This is a genomic window from Halomonas sp. AOP30-A1-24 (assembly GCF_052378165.1).
GTDB lineage: Bacteria > Pseudomonadota > Gammaproteobacteria > Pseudomonadales > Halomonadaceae > Vreelandella > Vreelandella citrativorans.
Window position 1 is genome coordinate 1 of sequence record NZ_JBQSXL010000019.1, and the last position, 20,037, is coordinate 20,037.

Here is a 20,037-nt window from a genome sequence, read left to right on the forward strand (position 1 = left end):
AACTGTGGATAGTCCTGGAGTGAGGTTATAGGTATACGCTGAGGGTCGCGCTGCAACGGCAGATAACGGTGACGCATGCGTAGTGCGTCGTAGACCATCAGTGTGCCAAGCAATGTCTCACCGATACCGGTGATCAGCTTAATGGCTTCTGTGCTCATCGCTGAAGCCACAGCGGCGCAAAGAACGCCGAGCACGCCGCCTTCTGAGCAGGACGGAGCGAATTGTGGCGGGGGTGGCTCAGGATAGAGGTCTCTGTAGTTCAGCCCACCATTCGGAGCATTTTCCCAAAATACGCTGACCTGCCCTTCAAATCGGTAGATTGAGCCCCACACATAAGGTTTATTGGCCATCACGCAAGCGTCGTTAACCAGATAACGAGTGGCGAAGTTATCGGCCCCATCGATGATCAGGTCGTATTGGTCGAACAGTTCAAGGGCATTGCTGTTATCCAAGCGAAGCTCATGCAGTTGCACCTTTACATTGGGGTTTAGTGCCTTGATGGCGAGGCTAGCGCTTTTTGTCTTGGGCTGACCCAAAGTATTCATGTTGTGGATCACTTGACGTTGCAGGTTTGAGGCTTCGACTAGGTCAAAGTCAACGATGCCCAGTGTGCCAATACCTGCTGCGGCTAGGTAGAGCAGAGTAGGAGAACCTAATCCTCCGGCGCCAATCACTAGAACTCGGGCGTTTTTTAGGCGTTGCTGCCCAGTCAAACCTAATTCGGGAATTAAGATGTGACGACTGTAGCGTGATAACTCCTCAGGGATTAGTTTGGCTCCTTGATTACTAACCAGAGGTGCTAGGTCTCGAGGTAATACCGATGCGTCATCATGTTGATTCCTAGTGGTCATAGGTCAGCTCCGTTCGAGGTTCAAAACTTGCGCCAAGGCTTGGCGTAGGATGTGCATTTCGTCGGTGGTACCAAGGGTGATACGTACCCACTTATCAAGTCCCGGCCAACTTCTGCCGACTTTCACACCCAGTTGCGCGAGCTCCTCAATTATCGTGGCGACGGGCCGTTGACAGTCGATCAATAGGCAGTTGCTGTGGGAGTTGCTGTGGCGCAAGCCATAGCCGCCTAGCCAATCTGTGAAAGCTTGGCGTTCCTTCTTAGTGGCATGCTTACGCCGTGTGCATTCGGCTTCGTCAGCTAGACACGCAAGGGCAGCGGCTGCCGCCGGTGCCGGTACGTCATGAGCCGGTTGTGTATGGATGCGATTAAGCAGCTCTGGTTGCGCCACTGCATACCCAATGCGCAGACCTGCCAGTCCGTAGATTTTCGAGAAGGTGCGTGTAACAACCAAGTTTGGATGTTCTCGTAGTGCAGCGATCATCGAGGGCTCGTCACTGAATTCCACATAGGCTTCATCTACTAGCACCACGGCCTGTTGGGTCAGGTTGGCGGCGCCGTGAATCAGTCGAAGGAGCGCATCATGGGGCGTTACGCTGCCGGTGGGGTTGTTGGGGTTGGCCACATAGATCAATCCTCCTGCACCAGCCTCAAGCATCGCTGACACATTATGTTCCCCGTCTGCTAGTAAGGGTATCTGGCACACTGGCCGTTCATGCAGCCGTGCAGCTTGCTCACACACTGGAAAACCAGGCGCCCCTACCACTAGTGGTTTTTGAGCATTTGTGAAGGCCAGTGTCGCGTAGTGCAGAGCACGGTTCGAGCCTGGATAAAGCGATATCCATTCATTGGGAATTTGGTGTCGGTCGGCCAGGTCTTGACGTAGCTGTTCGACCAGTTCGAATTGATAGCGTGAAGATATCCTCACTGCATTCCGTGCAGCCTCTAGTGCTGCTGTTGGCACGCCGTAGGGCGATTCATTCAAGTTGAGGGAAATCGGCGCTTGACTTGCCCGCATGAAGTTTCCGCTTGACTCCTGGCGGCAGTATGGTGACTGCATTATGTTATGTTCCTTTTGTTTAGTTTTAAATCAATTGGTTAAAGTGAGTCGCGCACCGATTTTGGCGTGTAGCCGAAAAACTTTGTGAAGGCGGCACTAAAATTGTTTGGGTGCTGGTAGCCTACTTGGTAGGCCGATTCCGATACTCGGTATCCAGCCGCTAATAGTTCTTGTGCGCGCTGCATGCGCATCTCCAACAAGTGTTGGGCGGGACTGTTGCTGTAGGCCTGACGGAAACATTCCTTGAGTTTGTACTCACTGATGCCCAGCTCCGCGCACAAGCAAGCATTGTTTATAGGCTGGCTCAAGTGGGTGCGCATGAAGGTTTCAACTCTTTCAAGCAAGTCCACATCACGGCCTGTAATTCCTCCTCTCTGTACCTCACCGGGGGCCAGCAGGTTGAGCTGTTCACCGAGCAGGCTTAGAGCATGGATACGCTGGCGCAGCCCGTCTTGCTCTCCTACCCTCGGGTTCTTGAAAAATCTGAGATGTTCACTGGCTCGGCTGTTGACGTGAGAGATTTTGCGAAAGCTTTCGTTATGGCGCAGAGCTTTGCCAAGTAATCGATCACAGCGCTCTGGCCCGATATAACGCGTAAGTGCTGACTCAGAAACCACTAGGCGCAACTGCTGGATGGGTTCGTCGGCGGCGTAGCGCCTTTCACCAATGCCTTCCTGAAATACTGAAACCGTAGTTCGGTTGGCTGAGAAGGGTAAGCTGTTACCTACTCGGTCTAAGAACTCGGATTGTCCTGAAAGACCGAATGTGATCACCAGGGTTCGTTCATTGCCTTCGTGCTGACAAGCTTCGCGTAACTCGCGTCCCGAAGAGATTCGAGAGCGGACAACTGAGAAACCTGCCTCGCAATCCAGTCGCTCAATTAATGTATGGCTTCGAGAAGAATCGCTTTGACGGCATGTCCATTTCTGCAGTTCTTGATCAGTGGCCAATTTCGGTTTTGACAAGCAGTTCACAACACATCACTCCTTATCCATCTTAATCAGCAGGCGTTTCGGCGTGGGCAGCAATGAAACGCCAATAAGCCCCTAGGCGCAGTGTCTGCAATCTGTGGCTGGGGTAATCAGAGCACAGGCGGTACAGGCAAAAAATGGCTTCGCATGAATAGCATACGGAAACCTTCGATTTTCATATGTAATGCGAATGATTAGCATTACCTCAATAAAGTATCATCCCTCATGTCATCTCGACAATTGCCAGCAGGCTGATTACTCGTTGCTCAATATCCGATCCGAGGTAGGGCATATACGGGGGCGCGCATTGATTCTGGTTAAATTTGGCAGAGTAAGGAGGAGGGGGATGATCCCGATTGTTGTGAAACCGCCACTGACGGGGATTACGATATCCTTGACTCCTGCGCCAATAGGGTTGGAAGCGGTTGCAGAGGCTTTTATCCACCGAGCAGAGCTGCTTGGTGCACGAGTAGAGAGGAATCTGCAGTCCACCGCTAACAAGCTGGTAGCACAGTTCGAAGATGGTGGGGGTGCACGAGTGGTTGTGTACTTACGTGGCTGGCCTTGTGGTAATCAGCCAATAAGCGAGGCGCTGGCGCAGGCAGCTTGTGGGCTGAGTGGTTGGCATGCTCGCAATGCAGGTGGTGTATTTGCTCTGGGGCCGGACTATCTATCGGTGCTATCCGCATCACTTATGTGCACTACTGGCGTAGCCGCTCTGATTGGCCAGTACCGTGGTAGTGGTAGCCGTGAAGTAAACCTGAGCCTGGGCGGAGTCGGGTTGTTATCTATGGCTCAGTATTTGGCTATGGATGACGCTGGCCAAGCCTCTCCATCCAAAGCAGGCATAGATTGGTCTTCACCTCCCTTTATCAGTGTCGAAGGGCACCTCTTTGAGCTTGAAGCACTGAGCCCTGAGGCTTGGCTAAGCTTTTGGAGTAGGTTACAGGTTTCGGCAGTTGACATCGCAGCAGCTTGGTCGCCCTTCCTACAGCGCTATACCACCGCCCAAGCGCTGCTGCCGTCCAGCCTATTTGATGCCTGTTCCAGCCGACGATTGGTGGATCTGCAGCGCATGGCTAGAAACAGTGGTGTGGATATATGCCCACTGCGTTCGGGAACTGTGGTGTCTTGGCAGACACATGGCCCTTGGTCTTTCGGAGAGCCACGAGTGGCCGCGTGTAGCTCCACGTTAAACACTGCACCGGAGCGGCCATTGACAGGGTTGCGGGGGATTGAAGCTTGTCGATTGATTCAGGGGCCGCTGGCGGGACACCTGTTGCGCGAACTTGGCATGGAACTGGTAAAGGTAGAACCACCTGGCAGCGACCCGATGCGAGGTATGGCGCCATTGGTGAACGAGTTGTCGGTACATTTTCATGCCATCAATCGGGATAAGTCGTGTGTCGAGCTTAATCTGCGCAGCGGGGGGGACCGGGAACGCTTGCTACAGATGGCTGGCGGCGCAGATGTCTTCCTGCATAACTGGGCGCCTGGCCGAGCCGAGCGTTTAGGGTTGACGCCTGACATACTGCGTCGCCAGTCATCCTCACTCATCTATGCTTCGGCGTCTGGTACTGGTCGAGTACCAAAAATGAATGATCCACTTGCCACCGATTTCATGATCCAGGCGTATAGCGGTTTAGCATGCCGGATCAACCAAGCAGAAAGTCCCGCTGGAGCGTTACTGACGTTGGTGGACGTGCTTGGTGGAGTGGCCCTAGCCGAAGGTGTTGTTGCTGCACTTTACGCTCGCTATGCACATCAGCAGGTTCTGGAGCTAGATTCAGCCATGGCCGGAGCTGCTGCGCTGCTTATGGCGTCTAGCCCTGGCTCACCCCCGGCACGGAGTTTCGCCACTGCCGATGGTTACGTGATGGTTGAGTCGTGCTCCAGGCACATGTTGTCAGAGTTAGACCTGCGCTCGCTAGCGACTACCAAGGCGCTGACTTTGCTGGCAAAGCAAGGGGTTATCGCTACCCCCGTTTCTTTTTGTGCTGCTGATGTCGGAGCCCACCCCAACTTGTCAGGCACGCTGAGCCGTGACGAACATGGTCTGAATGTTGCCACCCCTTGGATCATTAATGCTTAAGGACAATGTAACATGCCTAATGAACTAGCCATGCGGCAGAATCAAAGTCAACTCAAAAAAACACAGGTGTTGGATTGGGTTCCTACCAGCCTACGCGAGCGTTGGGCCTCGGAAGGTATCTACCCGAATAAAGGCTTGTTTGAGGCCTTTCTGGATATTGCTCAAGTGCGTCCGATGGATGCAGCCGTTATCGAGGGTGCCGACAGCCTCAGCTATGCTCAATTGCGAGCGCGAAGTCTCAGCCTAGCCCAAGTGCTGCATGATATGGGAGTTGGTGCGGGAGATGTGGTGGCAGTGAACTTACCAAATGGGTGGCGTGCCTGTGCTGTAGACTTGGCTGTAGCCGCATTGGGGGCGATTGTGCTGCCATATCCAATGGGGCGACGCAAACGCGATACCCGCGCTATGCTCACCAAATCCGCCGCACGCGTTCTGGTATGTAAACGAAAGGTAGGCGACACCGATTACGCTGAGTTGGTCGATAGTTTGAAGCATGAATTACCGGCACTAGAGCAGGTGCTGGTATGCGGACAACGTTACCAAAATTGGCCGAGTTTGGCTGAGTGTTGGGAAAGGTCAGAATTCAATGCCCTCAGCGTGCGCGTCGATCCTAATGCTGGAGCCCGCCTGATAGCTTCTTCAGGCTCGGAGTCTGAGCCTAAATTGGTGCTTTACTCGCACAATGCGTTGGTGGGTGGTCAGACAGCTTATCTACACAGCTTGGTTCAGGATTCATCGAAAATACGTGCACTTTTTGCGGTGCCGCTAGCTTCGCCCTTTGGCTCGCTTGGCACTCCCTGCACTTTGGCTTCCCTTGGGGGAGTTCTCATTTGCTTGGATCGCTTCGAGCCGGACGAAGTGCTACGTCTGCTCTCCCAACAACGAGCCACACACCTTTTTGCTGGCCCTAATATGGTTGACATGCTGTTGGCTAGTCCTTTGCTCCAGCCATGTGGGTCTGAATCGCTTGATTTCTCCTCTCTCACGACGATCGTCAGCGGAGGCTCAGCACTGAGTGAGCAGACTTATGAAGGGGTACGTAACAAACTAGGGTGCACGCTGATCCAGTCCTACGGTTCTGCTGACGGTATTGCCTGCCATACTGAGCTTGATGACCGGCCTGAAACGACTGTGCGGACTGTCGGTTGCCCCGATCCGACAGTGATTAGCGTGAGCATTCGCAATGATTTGGGCCAGCAGCTCGGCTGTGGTGAAGAGGGAGAAATATGGGCGCGCGGACCTATGACGCCGATGTGCTACTACGGTGCACCGGAACTGGATCAGCGCTACCGCAACACCGAAGGTTGGGTGCGTATAGGTGATCATGGATTACTTGATGCTGAAGGGCGTCTGCGCATTGTTGGTCGACGTGCTGACACTGTGCTACGCGGCGGTTATAAAATTAATCTTGTTGAAGTGGCCCATATATTGCGCGGTCATCCTGCGGTTGACCAGAGTGTGGTGCTCAACAACCCTACTGAAGATGGCAAGCCGAGCCTGGATGCTTTTGTAGTCATGCAGCCTGGCCGTCACGCGCTGACGTTGGAGAAAATGCTGGCGTATCTCGTAAAGGAAGTGGGTGCTCAGCCGAGTCAACTGCCTGATACGCTGACGTGTGTGCCTGAGTTGCCATTGGCGCCATCTGGTAAGGTTGACCAGAAGGCGTTACTACAACGCTGTAAGGCGGTCTGGAACGGTGTTTCAGCACAGCCGGTAATTGACTTATTGATGGGGGTGGAGCGCGCAGGCGTGTTACGTGCGGCTATCGAGCTCCAATTGTTTGATCAAATGGGCGAAGGCGTCACCGCTGAGGTACTGGCTGAGCGTATTCAGGCCAGCCCCCGTGGTACTCGCATCCTGCTCGATGCTCTCGCTGGGCTGGGGCTAGTGTCAAACGAACCCGGCCACTCCTACTATCGTGCTAGTTCTTTGGGAGAGAAATTCTTGTGTCGTACTTCACCCCATTATGTCGGTGGCTTGACACAAGTTTACACCGCTGACCTGATGTGGGACGCCTTCCGCGATTTTAAGGGCGCGGTAGTAGCTGGTGGTAGCGTTCTTTCGCAAAGCCTGGAAGCGGCTAATCACCCATATTGGAAAGAATTCTCTCAGGGCATCACTAACACTGCGCGAGTTACTGCTCGACGTTTAGCTGACCAAATACTGCCATGGCTGGGCGAGCGTTCGCAGCCTGAGGTTCTGGACTTGGCCTGCGGAAACGGTACCTACGGCTTCACACTGGCTGCCAAACAACCTTCGATGAGAGTGTGGGGAGTTGACTGGCCAGACAGCGAAGAGTTATTTGAGAAAACCGCTGAGTGTTTTGGTGTTTGTGAGCAGGTACGTTTCATTCCTGGTGACCTCTTTGAAGTAAGGTTTGAGCAGCGCTTTGACTTGATCATTCTTAGTCAAGTGTTACACCACTTCGATGAATCTCAGTGTTGGCACCTGTTGGCGCGTTTGCAATCTTGGCTGAAACCCGGAGGGCGGGTTCTAATTGCTGGCTTCATGCGCTCCAATGCACCACCCGAACAGGAACCGATTCAACGGCTGTTTGCAGCACAGATGCTCAGCCTCACTGAGGCTGGTGACTGTCATTCGATAGAGTTGGTGCAGCAATTACTAGCCGAACAAGGTTGGCAGGATATTAAAACCAACCGTCTGAGAGGACTGCCTATTCAGTGCGTGCTGGCAACTAGAGGTGACTCGGGGGTAGAGGCATGACCCCGGTTCTCTGGCGCTTGTCGCGGCCTTTGCGTCCTTCGATTTTACTGGCTGCGTTCGGCCAAGTGGTTGTCACCGCCTGTCATGTTGGTCAGGCGCTATGCTTAGCCAGTGCTTTGGCCGGGCTATTCGCTGACCAGCCATTGTCCGAACTATGGTGGCCGCTGTCGGTTTTTTTTGTTTTTACTTGGCTACGCATCGTGCTGATGGGGTTGTCTGAAGCACTCGCTATGCGTGTGGCAGGGCTTGCCCGGCACTACTTGCGTCAGCGCCTGATTGGTCAGGTATTACGTGTGGCGGCTGATCCGGCCAGCGACCGAGATAGCGGGGAACTGAGTACCACCTTGGTGCAGTCGGTGGAAGCCTTGCAAGCCTATTACAGCCGTTATGTGCCTGCAGTGCTGGGTGCGGTGTTTGGTGGCGGGGGTGTGCTACTGCTAATGGCGTATTTCGATAGCCGTTCTGCCCTTGTGGCTGCTCTTGCTGCGCTGGCGCTACCCTTTACTGATCGCCTCTGGTTGCGTTGGCGGCGCGCTTCTGCAGGTGGGTTGTTCGCGAGTATGGGGCGTTTTTCCGCGTATTTGCTCGACAGCTTGCGCGGCGTCACCACGCTCAAGGCCTTCAATGCTCAGACCCGGCGCCGTCAGGTACTCAGTCAACAGGCACGGGATCTGCGTGAGCAGGCCATGGGTGTGCTTTACGCCATTCTCATGCGTAACGGCGCAACAGGGCTGCTTAGCTTGGGTGGTTTAGCGTTGGTGACTGCGCTTAGCGCTCAGCGCGCCGTTGCCGGTGAGCTATCGCCGTTTGCGTTGTTGGCCGTTGTGCTGCTGGCCCGCGAGGCCTTCGGTACGCTGGAAAAGCTTGATAAGACCTTCCACATTGCATGGTCGGGTAATGCGGCGGCGGCCCCCGTCATTCGTTTACTTGACGCTATACCTGGGGTGCCAGAGCCGATTGAGGCCCGGGCTTTACCGACCCATCATGGAGTGGCCTTTGATAGCGTTAGTTATACCTGGCCGGGTGGCTGCGAACCTGCGTTGCACAATGTGAATTTTACGCTTGAGCCTGGTGAGTTCGTGGCTGTGGTAGGGCCCTCTGGCGCAGGAAAATCGACCCTGGCAGCTCTATTGATGCGCTTTGTTGCACCTGACTGCGGCCGCGTCAGCCTGGGCGGCGTTGATCTTCGCGATTTGCGCGTCAATGACGTATACGAAAACGTCAGTGGCGTGTTCCAACATAGTGTGCTGCTGCATGGCAGCATCGAAGAGAACTTGAGGATGGGGGCTCCTCAAGCCAGTGATGAGGATCTGGCTGAGGCATGCCGGGTAGCGTCACTGGAATCGTGGATTTCAAGTCTTGAAAAAGGCGTTGCCACTGCCGTGGGAGAAGGCGGCGCGCGACTTTCTGGCGGTCAGCGACAGCGCATAGCTATCGCACGTGCTTGGCTAAAAAATACACCGGTCATGGTGTTGGACGAGGCGACCGCGAACGTGGACGTTGCCAGCGAAACCCACATTGGAGAGGCCATCGAGCGGCTTCGCGGTCAGCGTTCGCTACTGGTGATTGCACATCGTCTAGCCAACGTTCGGAATGCCGACCGCATTCTGGTGCTTGATCGTGGTCGTTTAGTTGAGATCGGTGATCACCACAACCTACTGACCCGAAATGGCCTCTATGCGCGCCTCTGGAACCGGCAGCACGCCCACGAAGCGTCGCCCCAAACCGAGGAAGAACTAATATGAAAGTCAATGTCCACGAAATTCCCCAGGGGCCGCGTAGCACATGGGGTGACCTGTTACGCCTTTCCGCTGGCCAGCCGCGCCTGCTAGCACTCACTATCGCTGCTACGCTCATTGCCCAGGCTGGCATGGTGACAAGCCTTGCGTTGGGTGCCTGGCTAGCAGGTTTGGCGCTGACGGGTGCACCGGAGAGCCTCTGGCAACCCGTGCTTTGGGGCATGCTTGTCAGCGCCGTTGCTGGGGCCGGTGGTCGCTGGTGGCAGGCACATATCTCCCATGCCTTTGCTTTTGCTCTGATCGAAACGCTGCAGGTGGGCATTTACGACGGTCTAGAGCGTGCCGCCCCAGGTGGTTTGTCCGACACCCGCAGCGGCGAGCAGGCCAACGTGGCGCTGAACGATGCTCAGGCGCTGGAACACTTTTTTGCCCACACCCTGGCCGATACCATCGCTGCAGTTGTGGTACCGCTGTTGGCACTGCTGGCGCTGGCCTGGATACAGCCTTGGCTTACTTTAGTGTTACTGCCATTTCTGCCGACTCTGACCAGCGTGCCATTCTGGCTGGGGGAGCGTGCTTTTCGCCAGGGGCGCGAGATGAATGCCGCGCTAGCGGGACTAAACGCTGAAGTGATTGAGGGCATTGAGGCGCGTCGAGAGATCCTCTTGTTCAATCAGGAGGCGGCTTGGCGCGCTCGGCTGGGGCAGTATCTGGCGCGGCTGAAGAGCGAGCAGCGTCGTTACGCCTTGCGAACAGGCGCGGAGCAAGGCGGTATAGAGCTGATCCAGTCCTTAGCATTGATCACCGCGCTGGTGGCCAGCGCAGTGTTGCTTGAATATCAAGCCCTAGCGTTGGCTCAAGTTCCGCTATCGGTCGTGCTGGTAGGCGCGGCACTGCTACCTTTGGCAGAGGTAGCGCGCAGTGCCAGCCAACTGGGTGCAGTGCGCGCCAGTGCGGCACGGGTGTTGGCGTTGCTGCATCAGCGTTCGCCGATTCAGGACAATGGCCAGCGATTGCCTAAGGATGCCAGCATCGAATTCAACCAAGTGGTGTTCGCCCATTCCGAGCGCCCTGTGCTGCAGGGTGTCAACTTCCGGGTAGAAACGGGTGAGATGGTCGCACTGGTTGGCCCCTCAGGATCTGGCAAGACCACCTGCGCCAACTTACTAATGCGCTTCTATGAGGTGCAGAGCGGCACAGTGAAGCTGGGCAGCGAAGATCTGCGTGATATTCCCCTATCCGAGCTGCGCCACTGGATCGCCTGGGTTGGTCAGGAGGCCTACTTGTTTGACGACAGTATCGAGGGCAACTTGCGCTTGGGCAAACCAGAGGCGACGCAGCAGGAAATCGAAATCGCTGCGCATCAGGCCCAGGCCCACGATTTCATTCAGGCCCTACCTGAGGGCTACCAAACGCGTTGCGGCGCGAATGGTGCGCGGCTTTCAGGTGGTCAGCGTCAGCGTATCGCCATCGCCCGGGCACTGCTGTCTCAAGCGCCCGTGCTGGTAATGGATGAAGCTTCATCCAGCCTCGATGCTGACAGTGAACATGCCCTGCAGCAGGCCTTGTTGGCGCTTCGTGGGCAGTACACGCTACTGGTGGTAGCACATCGTCCAAGCACCATTGCTCAGGCTGACAGGGTCGTACTCCTGCAGGATGGCTGCATTCTCGATCAGGGCTCTCATGAGCAGTTGCTGCACCGTTGCGAGCAATATGTCCAGTTGCTCGCGCAGCCAGCCAGCGCTTAAAAACACATGCTTAGCAACGAGTACCTTAAGCGTTTAGCTCCAGAAACTTAAAACCTGGGAATACCGACATGAAAGCCCCCGCCATTTCGTACTGGTCGTTGCAGTTGCTGCTCGGCTGGATCAACTTCGCTATGACCGCACCAATGATCTATCTCTACCTAGGGTTACCGCTGGTGATGCGCCAGCAGGGGTGGTCCGGCACCGCCATCGGCCTCTTCCAATTGGCAGGGTTGCCGGCCGTGCTCAAGTTCGTATTGGCTGCTCCGGTAGATCGCTGGGCGCGAGATACCGCCGGTTATCGGCGCTGGAGCTTAGTACTGTTGGTCGGTTATGCCGCAAGCCTTGTAGCGCTGGCGGGGCTCGACATAGGAAAAACGGGCTTCACGACGTTATTCGCCCTGGCGATGCTGGCTAGCTTATTCGGCACTTGGGCCGACGCGCCGGTCAATGCCTTGGCTATTCGCTGTTTACCCGAGACTGAACGTATGCGCGCAGGCACTATCCGTTCAGCCGCCAGTTCATTGGGGGCAGTGTTCGGGGGTGGTGCGATGCTCATTTTGCATGATCGTGTTGGCTGGTCTTGGCCGTTCTTTGTGCTGGGGGTTGGACTGTTGTTGGCCCTTGTCGGACTTTATCTCATACGCCCAGTGCATCTTGATACGATAGCGACACCCAAACGCTCAGAGGTGGGGGTGCGCCAATGGGTTGGCTATTTCGCTTCTGCTCAGCGTCGCCGTTGGGTGGTCGTGTTGATGCTCTATTTCCCCTTTATTGGCACTGCCTGGGTATACCTTAAACCGTTACTGCTCGATCAAGGACTGCCGTCCGGTCAGGTGGCCGTGGTAGCTGGTTTGCTGGGTGGCGTGGTCGGTGCTTTGGGCAGTCTGCTAGGCGGTTATGTCACTTACCGTCGTGGTTTGCACTATGCCCTGCCTGGCTTTGCAATGCTCGCCCTCGTTGCCTTGGCTGCATTATCGGCGGCGTTGGCCAGCCATGCGAGCTTGCCGTTGCTAACTGCCTGCACCGTGCTTCTGGCGCTGGCCATGGGCGCCTCGGCTGGATTAGTGTTTGGCATGATGATGTACTACACCCGTGAAGGTTTGACGGCTGTGGACTATGGTCTGCAATCGAGTCTATTCGTGCTCACGCGTACGGTTGTGCCCATGCTCGCAGGGCTGCTGCTTGACCATTTCGGGTATCTGGGCATGTTAAGCGCTCTGATGGCTGGCATGCTGGGAATAGGTTACTGGAGCCTGCGATTTGTGCGGGGCATGGGCGAGATGCCACCAAAGATGGGGCGTGTCGCCTGATTCCCGAACCGTTGTGGTCACTATAGTGGGGTACTGCGGAGCTAGGTCGGTTGTGCTGAGAACATCGTGATGTTAGCCGTGTCCGGTGTCGACTTCCGGCACCACTGACATGCCGACTTTTAACTGTTGGGCTTGAGGTTGACCTGGGTCGATGGCGATGCGCACCGGTAGACGTTGGACGATCTTGGTGAAATTACCTGTGGCGTTGTGGGGTTGAATGGCTGAAAAGCTCACCGAGCTGGCTGGGCCTAGGCTATCCACTCTGCCGGTTAGGGTGATGTTGGGGAGAGCATCGATGGTGAAACTTACCGGTTGGCTGGGCCGCATACGGGCGATTTGTGTTTCACGGAAATTGGCGGTGATATAGAGATTGTCCAGAGGAACTAAGGTCAGCAGCGTTTCACCGATTTTCATATAGCCGCCGAGGCGCACCACTTTCTGAGCGACGATACCTTTCACCGGTGCTGTAATGTGGGTGTAGGATAATGCCAATTCCGCTGCGTCCAGTTTGGCCTGAGCGATGTTTTGCGCCGCTTGGGCTTTCTCTAGGTCGGCCTGCAACACTTCCAACGCCTGTTGGGTAGCGGTATAGGCGGCCTGGTCGCCGATCAGGGTGGCCCTTGATGCAGCTAACTCTGCCTCTGCCCTTTGCAGCGACTGAACGGTACCGGCACCGCGGGCGCGCAGGTTGAGGTAGCGTTCTCGCTCCTGTCGAGCCAGTGTCACTGCGGCCTGATCGACGTCAAGTTTTGCCTGTGCTTGATGAATGCGACTTTCCTGACGCACGATTTGCGCTTGTAGACTGACGATTTCCGCAGCTGCCTGGGCCAGTCCAGCACTTGCTTCTTCCACCTTAGCTCGTGTATCGCTGTCATCGATCTCTACTAGCAGGTCGCCGACGCTCACCGTCTGGTTTTCTTCCACCAGTACCCGCTGTACACGACCGGCAACCTGCGACGCCACCCGTGTTAGATCTGCCTGTATATAAGCATCGTTGGTGGATTGATATCTGGCGGCGCTTTCCGGGCGGTTCAGCGCATAGACACCCGTAATTGCCAGGGCCAGGAGTATCAGAATGAAAGGAGTTCGCAAGCGACGTAATGAGGTCATGGCTATTATTCCGGTGAACGAGAGGGAGGTGACGGTGGCGTTACGGGCGTGAGACAGAGCGTCAGCGGAATCAGCATCAGGGCAAGCACGCTAAGTGCCCGGTAAGCGTCGGCGGTGGCCAGCGTGACGGCTTGGGTAGTGACGGCGTCGGACAACGTCATCAGTTGGTCTTCATGCATTCCTAGGGCGGCGCCAGCTCGAGCCATGCTGTCCAGCAACATGTCGCTGTGAAAATGGCTTTGAATCAGTATCAACTGAGTGACCAGCGCGCTGCCCAGGGCGGTGCCGAAGGCGCGCAGCATATTCACCAGCCCGGATACGAAGGGGCCTTCCATTGGCTGTACCACACTGGTAGCCAGAAATAGCAGTGAGACCACCGCCATTGGCTGGCCGATCGCTTGCAGTGCTTGTACAGCGACGAACTGGTGCCACATCCATTCACTGGTGATTTGGGCGCCTAGCCAGCAGGCTATCGCCACAATCAGCAGGCCAGTGGCAAATACCTTGCGTGCATCCATCCAAGGCTGGTATAGAAGCAGAGCCACCAGGGAGCCGAGCACCAACTGTGGTAGCCCGATGGTGAGCCCAACGGCACTGGATTGCAGTGGTCTATAACCTTGCACTTGGGCGAGAAAATTAAGCGGCAGTAGAGCGCCGGACATCAGCACAACCAACAGCCCAACAAACAGGGTGAAGCCCAGCCCAAGGTTGCGCCGGGAAAGCAGTTGAAGGCGGATAAAAGGGCTGGGATGATGCCACTCGCTGAGCAGACCGGCGAAGGTGGCGATTAGGCCGCCAGCAAGTGCACTGCAGATCAGTGTTGAATGAAACCAGCCAAGACGTACACCCTGACTGAGAACTATCGCAAGCAGCGCTAATCCGGTAACCAGACAAATATGGCCGATCCAGTTGCCCTGACCGAAGCGCTCATGGCGTGGTGGATCCTGAGGGAGGCCCCATGCACATAGCGCTAAGCTGAACATACCCAGCGGAACGATTTGCCAGTAGACCCACCGCCAGTCGAACAACTGATCTGTCCACACGCCAGCCAGCCACACCGCCAGATTGGGTGCTAGGGTGGCAGTCATGGCGAATAGCGCCAAACCGTGCAGGCGAATATGAAACGGCAGAAAACGCAGCGCTGCCATCATCAGTGTCGGGATCAGACCGCCAGCGACGGCACCTTGCAGACCGCGCAGTAGGAGCATGGACGGTAGCGACTGGGCAAAGGGCAGTAGTAATCCGAGCAGCGTGGCAGCGGAGATTAACACCAGTTGATAACGGCGCAGTGATAGGGTGATGGCGAACCAGGCGGCAAACGGTTGTACCGTGATTTCGCCAACGAGATAGACGGTATCCAGCCAGGAGGCAGCGTCGGCACCCAAACCATGGGCGCCGCGAATATCTGGCAATGATAAGGCAGGAACCCGGTTGTTAAATCCTGCCATGATGGCTGCGATGAATACGCCGGTCAGCCCGGCGATAAGCCGAGGGCCAAAAACAGGCTGGGCTGGGGTGGCGGTGCGGGTATTAGGCATGGAGAGCGCTCCGGCGATCACAATCGCCAAGTGAAGCGCATTCCTACCTCCCGGGGCGGGCTGTAGATGGTGACGAAGCCGTTCTGGTAGCCCACGGCGTCATAGCGCTTATCGCCGATGTTGTCGGCGTAGGCGGCGAGCTCCCAATCACCTAACTGATAGCCAGCGACCAAGTTGAGCAGTGCATAGTCGTTACGCTCGTATTGGTTGGCGGCGTCTAGGTAGACTTTGCTGCTACCGACCAGGCTGCCCTGGGTGTACCAGCCTTCTGGATCGTCGTAGCGTAGGCTCAAATAACCGGTAAAATCGGGAGCGAAAGGATTGTGATTACCAGCGTAGTCGGCTGAGCCATCTTGGAATTGATCAAATCGGGTATGGTTCCAGGCTAACCCCCCTTTAATTTGCCACCCATCGCCAAGCAGATAGTCAAGGTCGAGTTCTACCCCTTTAGAGGTGGCTGTGGCAGCATTGGTGATGTACATCATGCCGGCGGTGGGCATTTGCATGACTTGCATGTTGTCGATGTCCATCAGATAGGCGGCGAGAGAGTAACGCAGGCGCCCTTCGGCTAGCCAACCCTTAGCGCCGGTCTCGTAGGACCAAGTTTTCTCTGGACCGAAGGACTGATAGTTCGTTGCGGGGGATAATATATTGAACCCACCGCTACGCACGCCTCGCGAGATACTGGCGTACCACTGATTGCGTGGGCTGATTTCATATTGCAACGCGATCTTGGGCGAAAAGTGCGACCATGATTCCGACCGGCTTGCCGCACCACGTGGGTGTAGTTCCACCTGATTGTGCTCAATGCGCCCACCGGTAGAAAGGCGCCAGTGTTGTGCCAAGGGTAGGTTCCAATGGGTAAACAGGGCTGTCGTTTGGCTTTCCTGATTGGCATGAAGATCCACAGAGCCCATCATATTTTTGCTGATACTATGCAGCCGGTTATCACTGCTATCGCCGTAGACGCCGAGCAACCACTCTGTCTCGCCAAGAGCACCCTCTAAGCGAAGCTCCTGGGATAGCGTGCGTAGCCGGTTGTCACGACCTACGTGCAAGATATCCTCGGCCCTGAAATCGGTATCCTGCTGTATATGATCCCGGAAATCATTCCAGGCAGTGACGGAATGGAGACTCAAGTCCGAGGCGAATTCATGTTCCGCGGTTAGTGCTAGGGTTTGCCCCCAGGATCGGTTCCAACTTGGGGTGCCTGAGGCAACAGTGGCACGATGCGCGCTAGGTGCCCCCCAGCGGGATGCACCATCATCATACTCTTGGCGCGTATAGCGCAGTGCCAAATCAGTCGCATCACCAGGCGTCCAGCGCAGCCCTAGGTTGAGATCGTGCCGATTGCGGTCATCTTCATTACTGCCGGTGTGGATGTTGTCGATAAAACCATCCTCACTCGACGTGCTAACCGCAATACTGGCATAGAGATTGTCCTGAACGATGGGGTGACTGACGGCGAAGCGAACGGCTCGATGGCCATGGTTGCCGGCTTCACCGCTAACAGTGGCGCGAGGTTGGTTGTCCATCGGCTGGGTGTGGATAGCAATGACGCCAGCTTCGGCATTACTGCCATAGAGTGTGGACTGAGGGCCGCGTAGTATCTCGATTCGGTCGACGTTAAGTAGGCTGCTCTCGAATCCCTGAGCAGACAGTGTTGGTACACCATCCACCAGAAGCAACGTTGAGGTGGAAAAGGTGTTGAAGTTAGCCGTTAGTCCCCTCATTACGGGAGAATTCATGCCGGCCTGTCCGAATGGCTGAAACGATAACCCAGGAACCCGTCCCTCTAACTGTTCGAGGCTGGTCAGGCCCGCTGCTTCAATTTCAGAACCATCAATCACCGCGACACTGGCAGCCACATTTTCCAGTGGCTGCTCGGTTTTTTCCGCGGTCACCGTTATCGGTGTGAGGGTGGCGGGGGCTTCACCCTCTGTCGTTATTGCTGAGTTTGTCGTATTCGCCCACCCGGGGACGGCTTGCAGGCAACTCATCATGGCTGCCAAATGGAAAATTCGACGTCGCTTGTGCTGCATCTTTCGTTTCCCCTTATTCCCTTATGTTATTTCATTACGTGCTAATTTCCCCGCTACAATCTCATCGGTACGGGGAGTACGCTGAGAACAAGGATACTCTTAAGGCAAATAGTAATCATTGCTATTAAGTATGGTGGTTGGCGGTTTACCTATGAATGTATGCAAGCGCAGGGCTGGGGCAGCTGCCCATTCTGGTTCGGCCGAGCTGATTTTGACTGCTCAGTTCAAATTGAGCCTTGGGGCGTAGTCTGCTATTCTGTCGTCCCATCCTGGTGTGGCTTTCTGTTACGCCTTTTGATCACGTTTCGACAGGTTTTCCATGACACGATATATCTTCGTGACCGGCGGCGTTGTGTCCTCTCTTGGCAAGGGCATCGCGTCGGCCTCGCTGGCGGCGATTTTAGAGGCCCGCGGCCTTAAGGTCACCATGCTCAAGCTCGACCCGTACATCAACGTGGACCCGGGCACCATGAGCCCTTTCCAGCACGGCGAGGTGTTCGTCACCGAGGATGGCGCCGAGACCGATCTGGACCTGGGCCACTACGAACGCTTTATTCGTACCAAGATGACCCAGCGCAACAACTTCACCACAGGCCGTGTTTACGAGCACGTGCTGCGCAAAGAGCGCCGTGGCGATTACCTGGGTGGCACGGTGCAGGTAATTCCGCACATCACTGATGAAATCAAGCAGCGCGTTTATGCCGGCGGCGAAGGCTTTGACGTGGCGCTGGTGGAAATTGGTGGCACGGTCGGCGATATCGAATCGCTGCCGTTTTTGGAATCCATCCGTCAGATTCGTAGCGAGCTGGGCGCTAACCGCGCGCTGTTCATGCATTTGACCTTGGTGCCCTATATCAAGACAGCCGGTGAGACGAAAACCAAGCCGACTCAGCACAGCGTTAAAGAGCTGCGCTCTATCGGTATCCAGCCGGATATTCTGATTTGCCGTAGCGAAGTTGAGCTTGAAGAGAGCGAGCGTCGCAAAATCGCGTCGTTCACCAACGTTGAAGAGCGTGCGGTCGTTCCGCTTCAGGATGCCGATACGATCTATCGCATTCCGTTGATGCTCCATGAGCACGGTCTGGACGATATCGTGTGCGACAAGCTGCGTCTGGAAGCCGAGCCTGCTGATCTTTCCGAGTGGGTAAAAGTACTGGATGCCAAGCTGAACCCGCTGAAGTCGGTCAGCATCGCCATGGTTGGTAAGTACATGGAACTGCTGGATGCGTACAAGTCGCTTAATGAAGCGCTGATCCACGCTGGTATTCAAGGACGTATCAAGGTCAACGTCGACTATATCGACGCTGAAGACATCGAGCGCCACGGCACTGAGCGTCTGGCAGGTAAAGATGCGATTCTGGTACCTGGCGGCTTTGGTGAGCGCGGCGTGGAAGGCAAAATTCTGACCGCCCAGTTTGCGCGTGAAAATAACGTGCCTTATCTGGGTATCTGCTTGGGTATGCAGGTAGCGGTGATTGAGTTTGCGCGTAACGTGGCGGGTTGGAAAGATGCCAACTCCACCGAGTTTACCCACGATACTCAGCACCCGGTGGTCGGCCTGATTACTGAATGGCTGAACGCTGAAGGTAAAATCGAGCTGCGTGATGCGGCGTCCGATTTGGGCGGCACCATGCGTCTGGGCGGCCAGGTATGCCACCTGACCTCGGGCAGTAAAGCACGCGAAGCCTACGGCTCTGATGAGATTGTCGAGCGCCACCGTCACCGCTTTGAAGTCAATAACCAGTTTATTGATGAGCTGGAAAAAACCGGCCTGGTGATTTCGGGTAAAAGTGTCGATCAGTCGCTGGTCGAAATGGTTGAGCTTGCGGATCACCCTTGGTACGTGGCGTGTCAGTTCCATCCGGAGTTTACCTCCACCCCGCGTGACGGGCATCCGCTCTTCTCGGGTTTTGTGAACGCAGCGCTTGAGTATAAAACAGCGCGGACCAGAACTCACACGACACCTCAGGAATAAGGGGGAAGCCAATGTCTTCTCAAGCACCTTTCCAAGAGCGTCATATCAACATTGCCGGCCTAACCGCCGGCAATTCTTTGCCTCTCATGTTGCTGGGAGGCATGAATGTACTGGAGTCGGCAGAACTTGCCGATGAAGTCGCCCAAGCCTACGTTAGCGTGACGCAAAAGCTCGGCATGCCTTATGTGTTTAAGGCAAGCTTTGACAAAGCCAATCGCAGCTCGATTCATTCGTACCGTGGTCCAGGTATTGAGAAAGGCTTGCAGATACTCGCTGACATTAAGTCGCGTTACGGCGTGCCGATCATCACCGATGTCCACGAACCCTGGCAGGCGGCCCAAGCGGCAGAAGTGGCGGATATTATTCAGCTGCCTGCTTTCCTGGCACGTCAGACGGATCTCGTGGTAGCGATGGCCAAAACCGGTGCGGCGATCAATATCAAAAAGCCGCAGTTTCTGGCGCCTCATGAAATGCGCCATATTCTCAGCAAGTTTCAGGAAGCCGGTAATGATCGCCTGATGCTGTGCGAGCGCGGTTCAAGCTTTGGCTATAACAACCTGATTGTCGATATGCTTGGGTTTGGCGATATGAAGCAGACTGGCTACCCAGTGTTCTTCGATGTTACCCATGCGCTGCAACGCCCCGGCGGGCGTGCTGATAGTGCGGATGGGCGGCGTGCCCAGGTCGCCGAGCTTGCCCGTGCAGGCGTTGGCGTCGGGCTTGCGGGGCTGTTTTTAGAAGCGCATCCTGATCCGGATAACGCCAAGTGCGATGGTCCCTGTGCGTTGCCGCTTGACCAGCTTGAGCCATTTTTAACGCAGCTATCTCAGCTTGATTCATTGGTGAAAAATTTTGCGCCGTTGACCATTCGCTGATCG

At 55.6% G+C, this 20,037-nt stretch carries 13 protein-coding genes; 7 read left to right on the forward strand and 6 right to left on the reverse strand.

What is annotated here, in order from left to right; genetic code table 11:
* The 3 genes from moeB to ACT3TJ_RS11745 form a co-directional block, all read right to left on the reverse strand.
* The coding region (gene moeB / locus ACT3TJ_RS11735; RefSeq protein WP_444665753.1) for a molybdopterin-synthase adenylyltransferase MoeB at nucleotides 1–851 on the reverse strand (851 nt) is incomplete at its 3' end.
* A 3-nt stretch (nucleotides 852–854) separates the two neighbouring features.
* The gene (locus tag ACT3TJ_RS11740) at nucleotides 855–1,910 is read right to left on the reverse strand and encodes an aminotransferase class I/II-fold pyridoxal phosphate-dependent enzyme (protein WP_087107913.1); all 1,056 of its coding nucleotides are present in this window, start codon (nucleotides 1,908–1,910) and stop codon (nucleotides 855–857) included.
* Nucleotides 1,911–1,948: 38 nt separating this feature from the next.
* Nucleotides 1,949–2,884 (reverse strand): helix-turn-helix transcriptional regulator, encoded by a 936-nt coding sequence (locus tag ACT3TJ_RS11745; RefSeq protein ID WP_087107915.1) that lies wholly within the window; start codon nucleotides 2,882–2,884, stop codon nucleotides 1,949–1,951.
* 343 nt (nucleotides 2,885–3,227) lie between these two features.
* On the opposite strand from ACT3TJ_RS11745, the gene ACT3TJ_RS11750 reads away from it, so the two are divergent.
* From ACT3TJ_RS11750 to ACT3TJ_RS11770, 5 genes are all read left to right on the forward strand, one after another.
* A complete protein-coding gene (locus ACT3TJ_RS11750; RefSeq protein WP_176372193.1) occupies nucleotides 3,228–4,973 on the forward strand; it encodes a CoA transferase in 1,746 nt (581 codons plus the stop codon).
* Between the two features lie 12 nt (nucleotides 4,974–4,985).
* Nucleotides 4,986–7,697: an AMP-binding protein gene (locus ACT3TJ_RS11755; protein WP_087107920.1), complete on the forward strand. Its 2,712-nt coding sequence runs from the start codon at nucleotides 4,986–4,988 to the stop codon at nucleotides 7,695–7,697.
* Nucleotides 7,694–9,442, forward strand: coding sequence for an ABC transporter ATP-binding protein (locus ACT3TJ_RS11760; RefSeq protein ID WP_087107922.1), 1,749 nt, complete (start codon nucleotides 7,694–7,696; stop codon nucleotides 9,440–9,442). The genes ACT3TJ_RS11755 and ACT3TJ_RS11760 overlap by 4 nt, the downstream gene beginning before the upstream one ends.
* The gene (locus ACT3TJ_RS11765) at nucleotides 9,439–11,184 is read left to right on the forward strand and encodes an ABC transporter ATP-binding protein (RefSeq protein ID WP_087107924.1); all 1,746 of its coding nucleotides are present in this window, start codon (nucleotides 9,439–9,441) and stop codon (nucleotides 11,182–11,184) included. Before ACT3TJ_RS11760 ends, ACT3TJ_RS11765 begins: the two co-directional genes overlap by 4 nt.
* 68 nt (nucleotides 11,185–11,252) lie before the next feature.
* Complete coding sequence (locus ACT3TJ_RS11770; RefSeq protein ID WP_087107926.1) at nucleotides 11,253–12,494, forward strand: MFS transporter; 1,242 nt, start codon at nucleotides 11,253–11,255, stop codon at nucleotides 12,492–12,494.
* A gap of 72 nt (nucleotides 12,495–12,566) precedes the next feature.
* Here the strand turns inward: ACT3TJ_RS11770 and ACT3TJ_RS11775 are convergent, their stop codons facing one another.
* From ACT3TJ_RS11775 to ACT3TJ_RS11785, 3 genes are read right to left on the reverse strand one after another with little or no spacing between them, the layout of a single operon-like run.
* Nucleotides 12,567–13,604, reverse strand: coding sequence for an HlyD family secretion protein (locus ACT3TJ_RS11775; protein ID WP_087107928.1), 1,038 nt, complete (start codon nucleotides 13,602–13,604; stop codon nucleotides 12,567–12,569).
* 5 nt (nucleotides 13,605–13,609) lie between these two features.
* A complete protein-coding gene (locus tag ACT3TJ_RS11780) occupies nucleotides 13,610–15,142 on the reverse strand; it encodes an MFS transporter (RefSeq protein ID WP_087107930.1) in 1,533 nt (510 codons plus the stop codon).
* A gap of 17 nt (nucleotides 15,143–15,159) precedes the next feature.
* Entirely contained in the window at nucleotides 15,160–17,184 is a 2,025-nt protein-coding gene (locus tag ACT3TJ_RS11785) for a TonB-dependent receptor (RefSeq protein ID WP_217883853.1), read from the reverse strand.
* Between the two features lie 319 nt (nucleotides 17,185–17,503).
* Between ACT3TJ_RS11785 and ACT3TJ_RS11790 the strand changes: the two genes are divergently transcribed.
* Both ACT3TJ_RS11790 and kdsA read left to right on the forward strand, forming a co-directional pair.
* A complete protein-coding gene (locus ACT3TJ_RS11790) occupies nucleotides 17,504–19,159 on the forward strand; it encodes a CTP synthase (protein WP_172118671.1) in 1,656 nt (551 codons plus the stop codon).
* A gap of 11 nt (nucleotides 19,160–19,170) precedes the next feature.
* The gene (gene kdsA / locus ACT3TJ_RS11795; protein ID WP_087107934.1) at nucleotides 19,171–20,034 is read left to right on the forward strand and encodes a 3-deoxy-8-phosphooctulonate synthase; all 864 of its coding nucleotides are present in this window, start codon (nucleotides 19,171–19,173) and stop codon (nucleotides 20,032–20,034) included.
* The last annotated feature ends 3 nt before the right edge of the window (nucleotides 20,035–20,037 follow it).

Coding starts and splice junctions, on each gene's coding strand:
- ACT3TJ_RS11780 (WP_087107930.1), bottom strand. CDS start 15,142: ATGCCTAATACCCGCACCGCCACCCCAGCCCAGCCTGTTTTTGGCCCT.
- ACT3TJ_RS11755 (WP_087107920.1), top strand. CDS start 4,986: ATGCCTAATGAACTAGCCATGCGGCAGAATCAAAGTCAACTCAAAAAA.
- ACT3TJ_RS11760 (WP_087107922.1), top strand. CDS start 7,694: ATGACCCCGGTTCTCTGGCGCTTGTCGCGGCCTTTGCGTCCTTCGATT.
- kdsA (WP_087107934.1), top strand. CDS start 19,171: ATGTCTTCTCAAGCACCTTTCCAAGAGCGTCATATCAACATTGCCGGC.
- ACT3TJ_RS11770 (WP_087107926.1), top strand. CDS start 11,253: ATGAAAGCCCCCGCCATTTCGTACTGGTCGTTGCAGTTGCTGCTCGGC.
- ACT3TJ_RS11740 (WP_087107913.1), bottom strand. CDS start 1,910: ATGCAGTCACCATACTGCCGCCAGGAGTCAAGCGGAAACTTCATGCGG.
- ACT3TJ_RS11785 (WP_217883853.1), bottom strand. CDS start 17,184: ATGCAGCACAAGCGACGTCGAATTTTCCATTTGGCAGCCATGATGAGT.
- ACT3TJ_RS11775 (WP_087107928.1), bottom strand. CDS start 13,604: ATGACCTCATTACGTCGCTTGCGAACTCCTTTCATTCTGATACTCCTG.
- ACT3TJ_RS11765 (WP_087107924.1), top strand. CDS start 9,439: ATGAAAGTCAATGTCCACGAAATTCCCCAGGGGCCGCGTAGCACATGG.
- ACT3TJ_RS11790 (WP_172118671.1), top strand. CDS start 17,504: ATGACACGATATATCTTCGTGACCGGCGGCGTTGTGTCCTCTCTTGGC.
- ACT3TJ_RS11750 (WP_176372193.1), top strand. CDS start 3,228: ATGATCCCGATTGTTGTGAAACCGCCACTGACGGGGATTACGATATCC.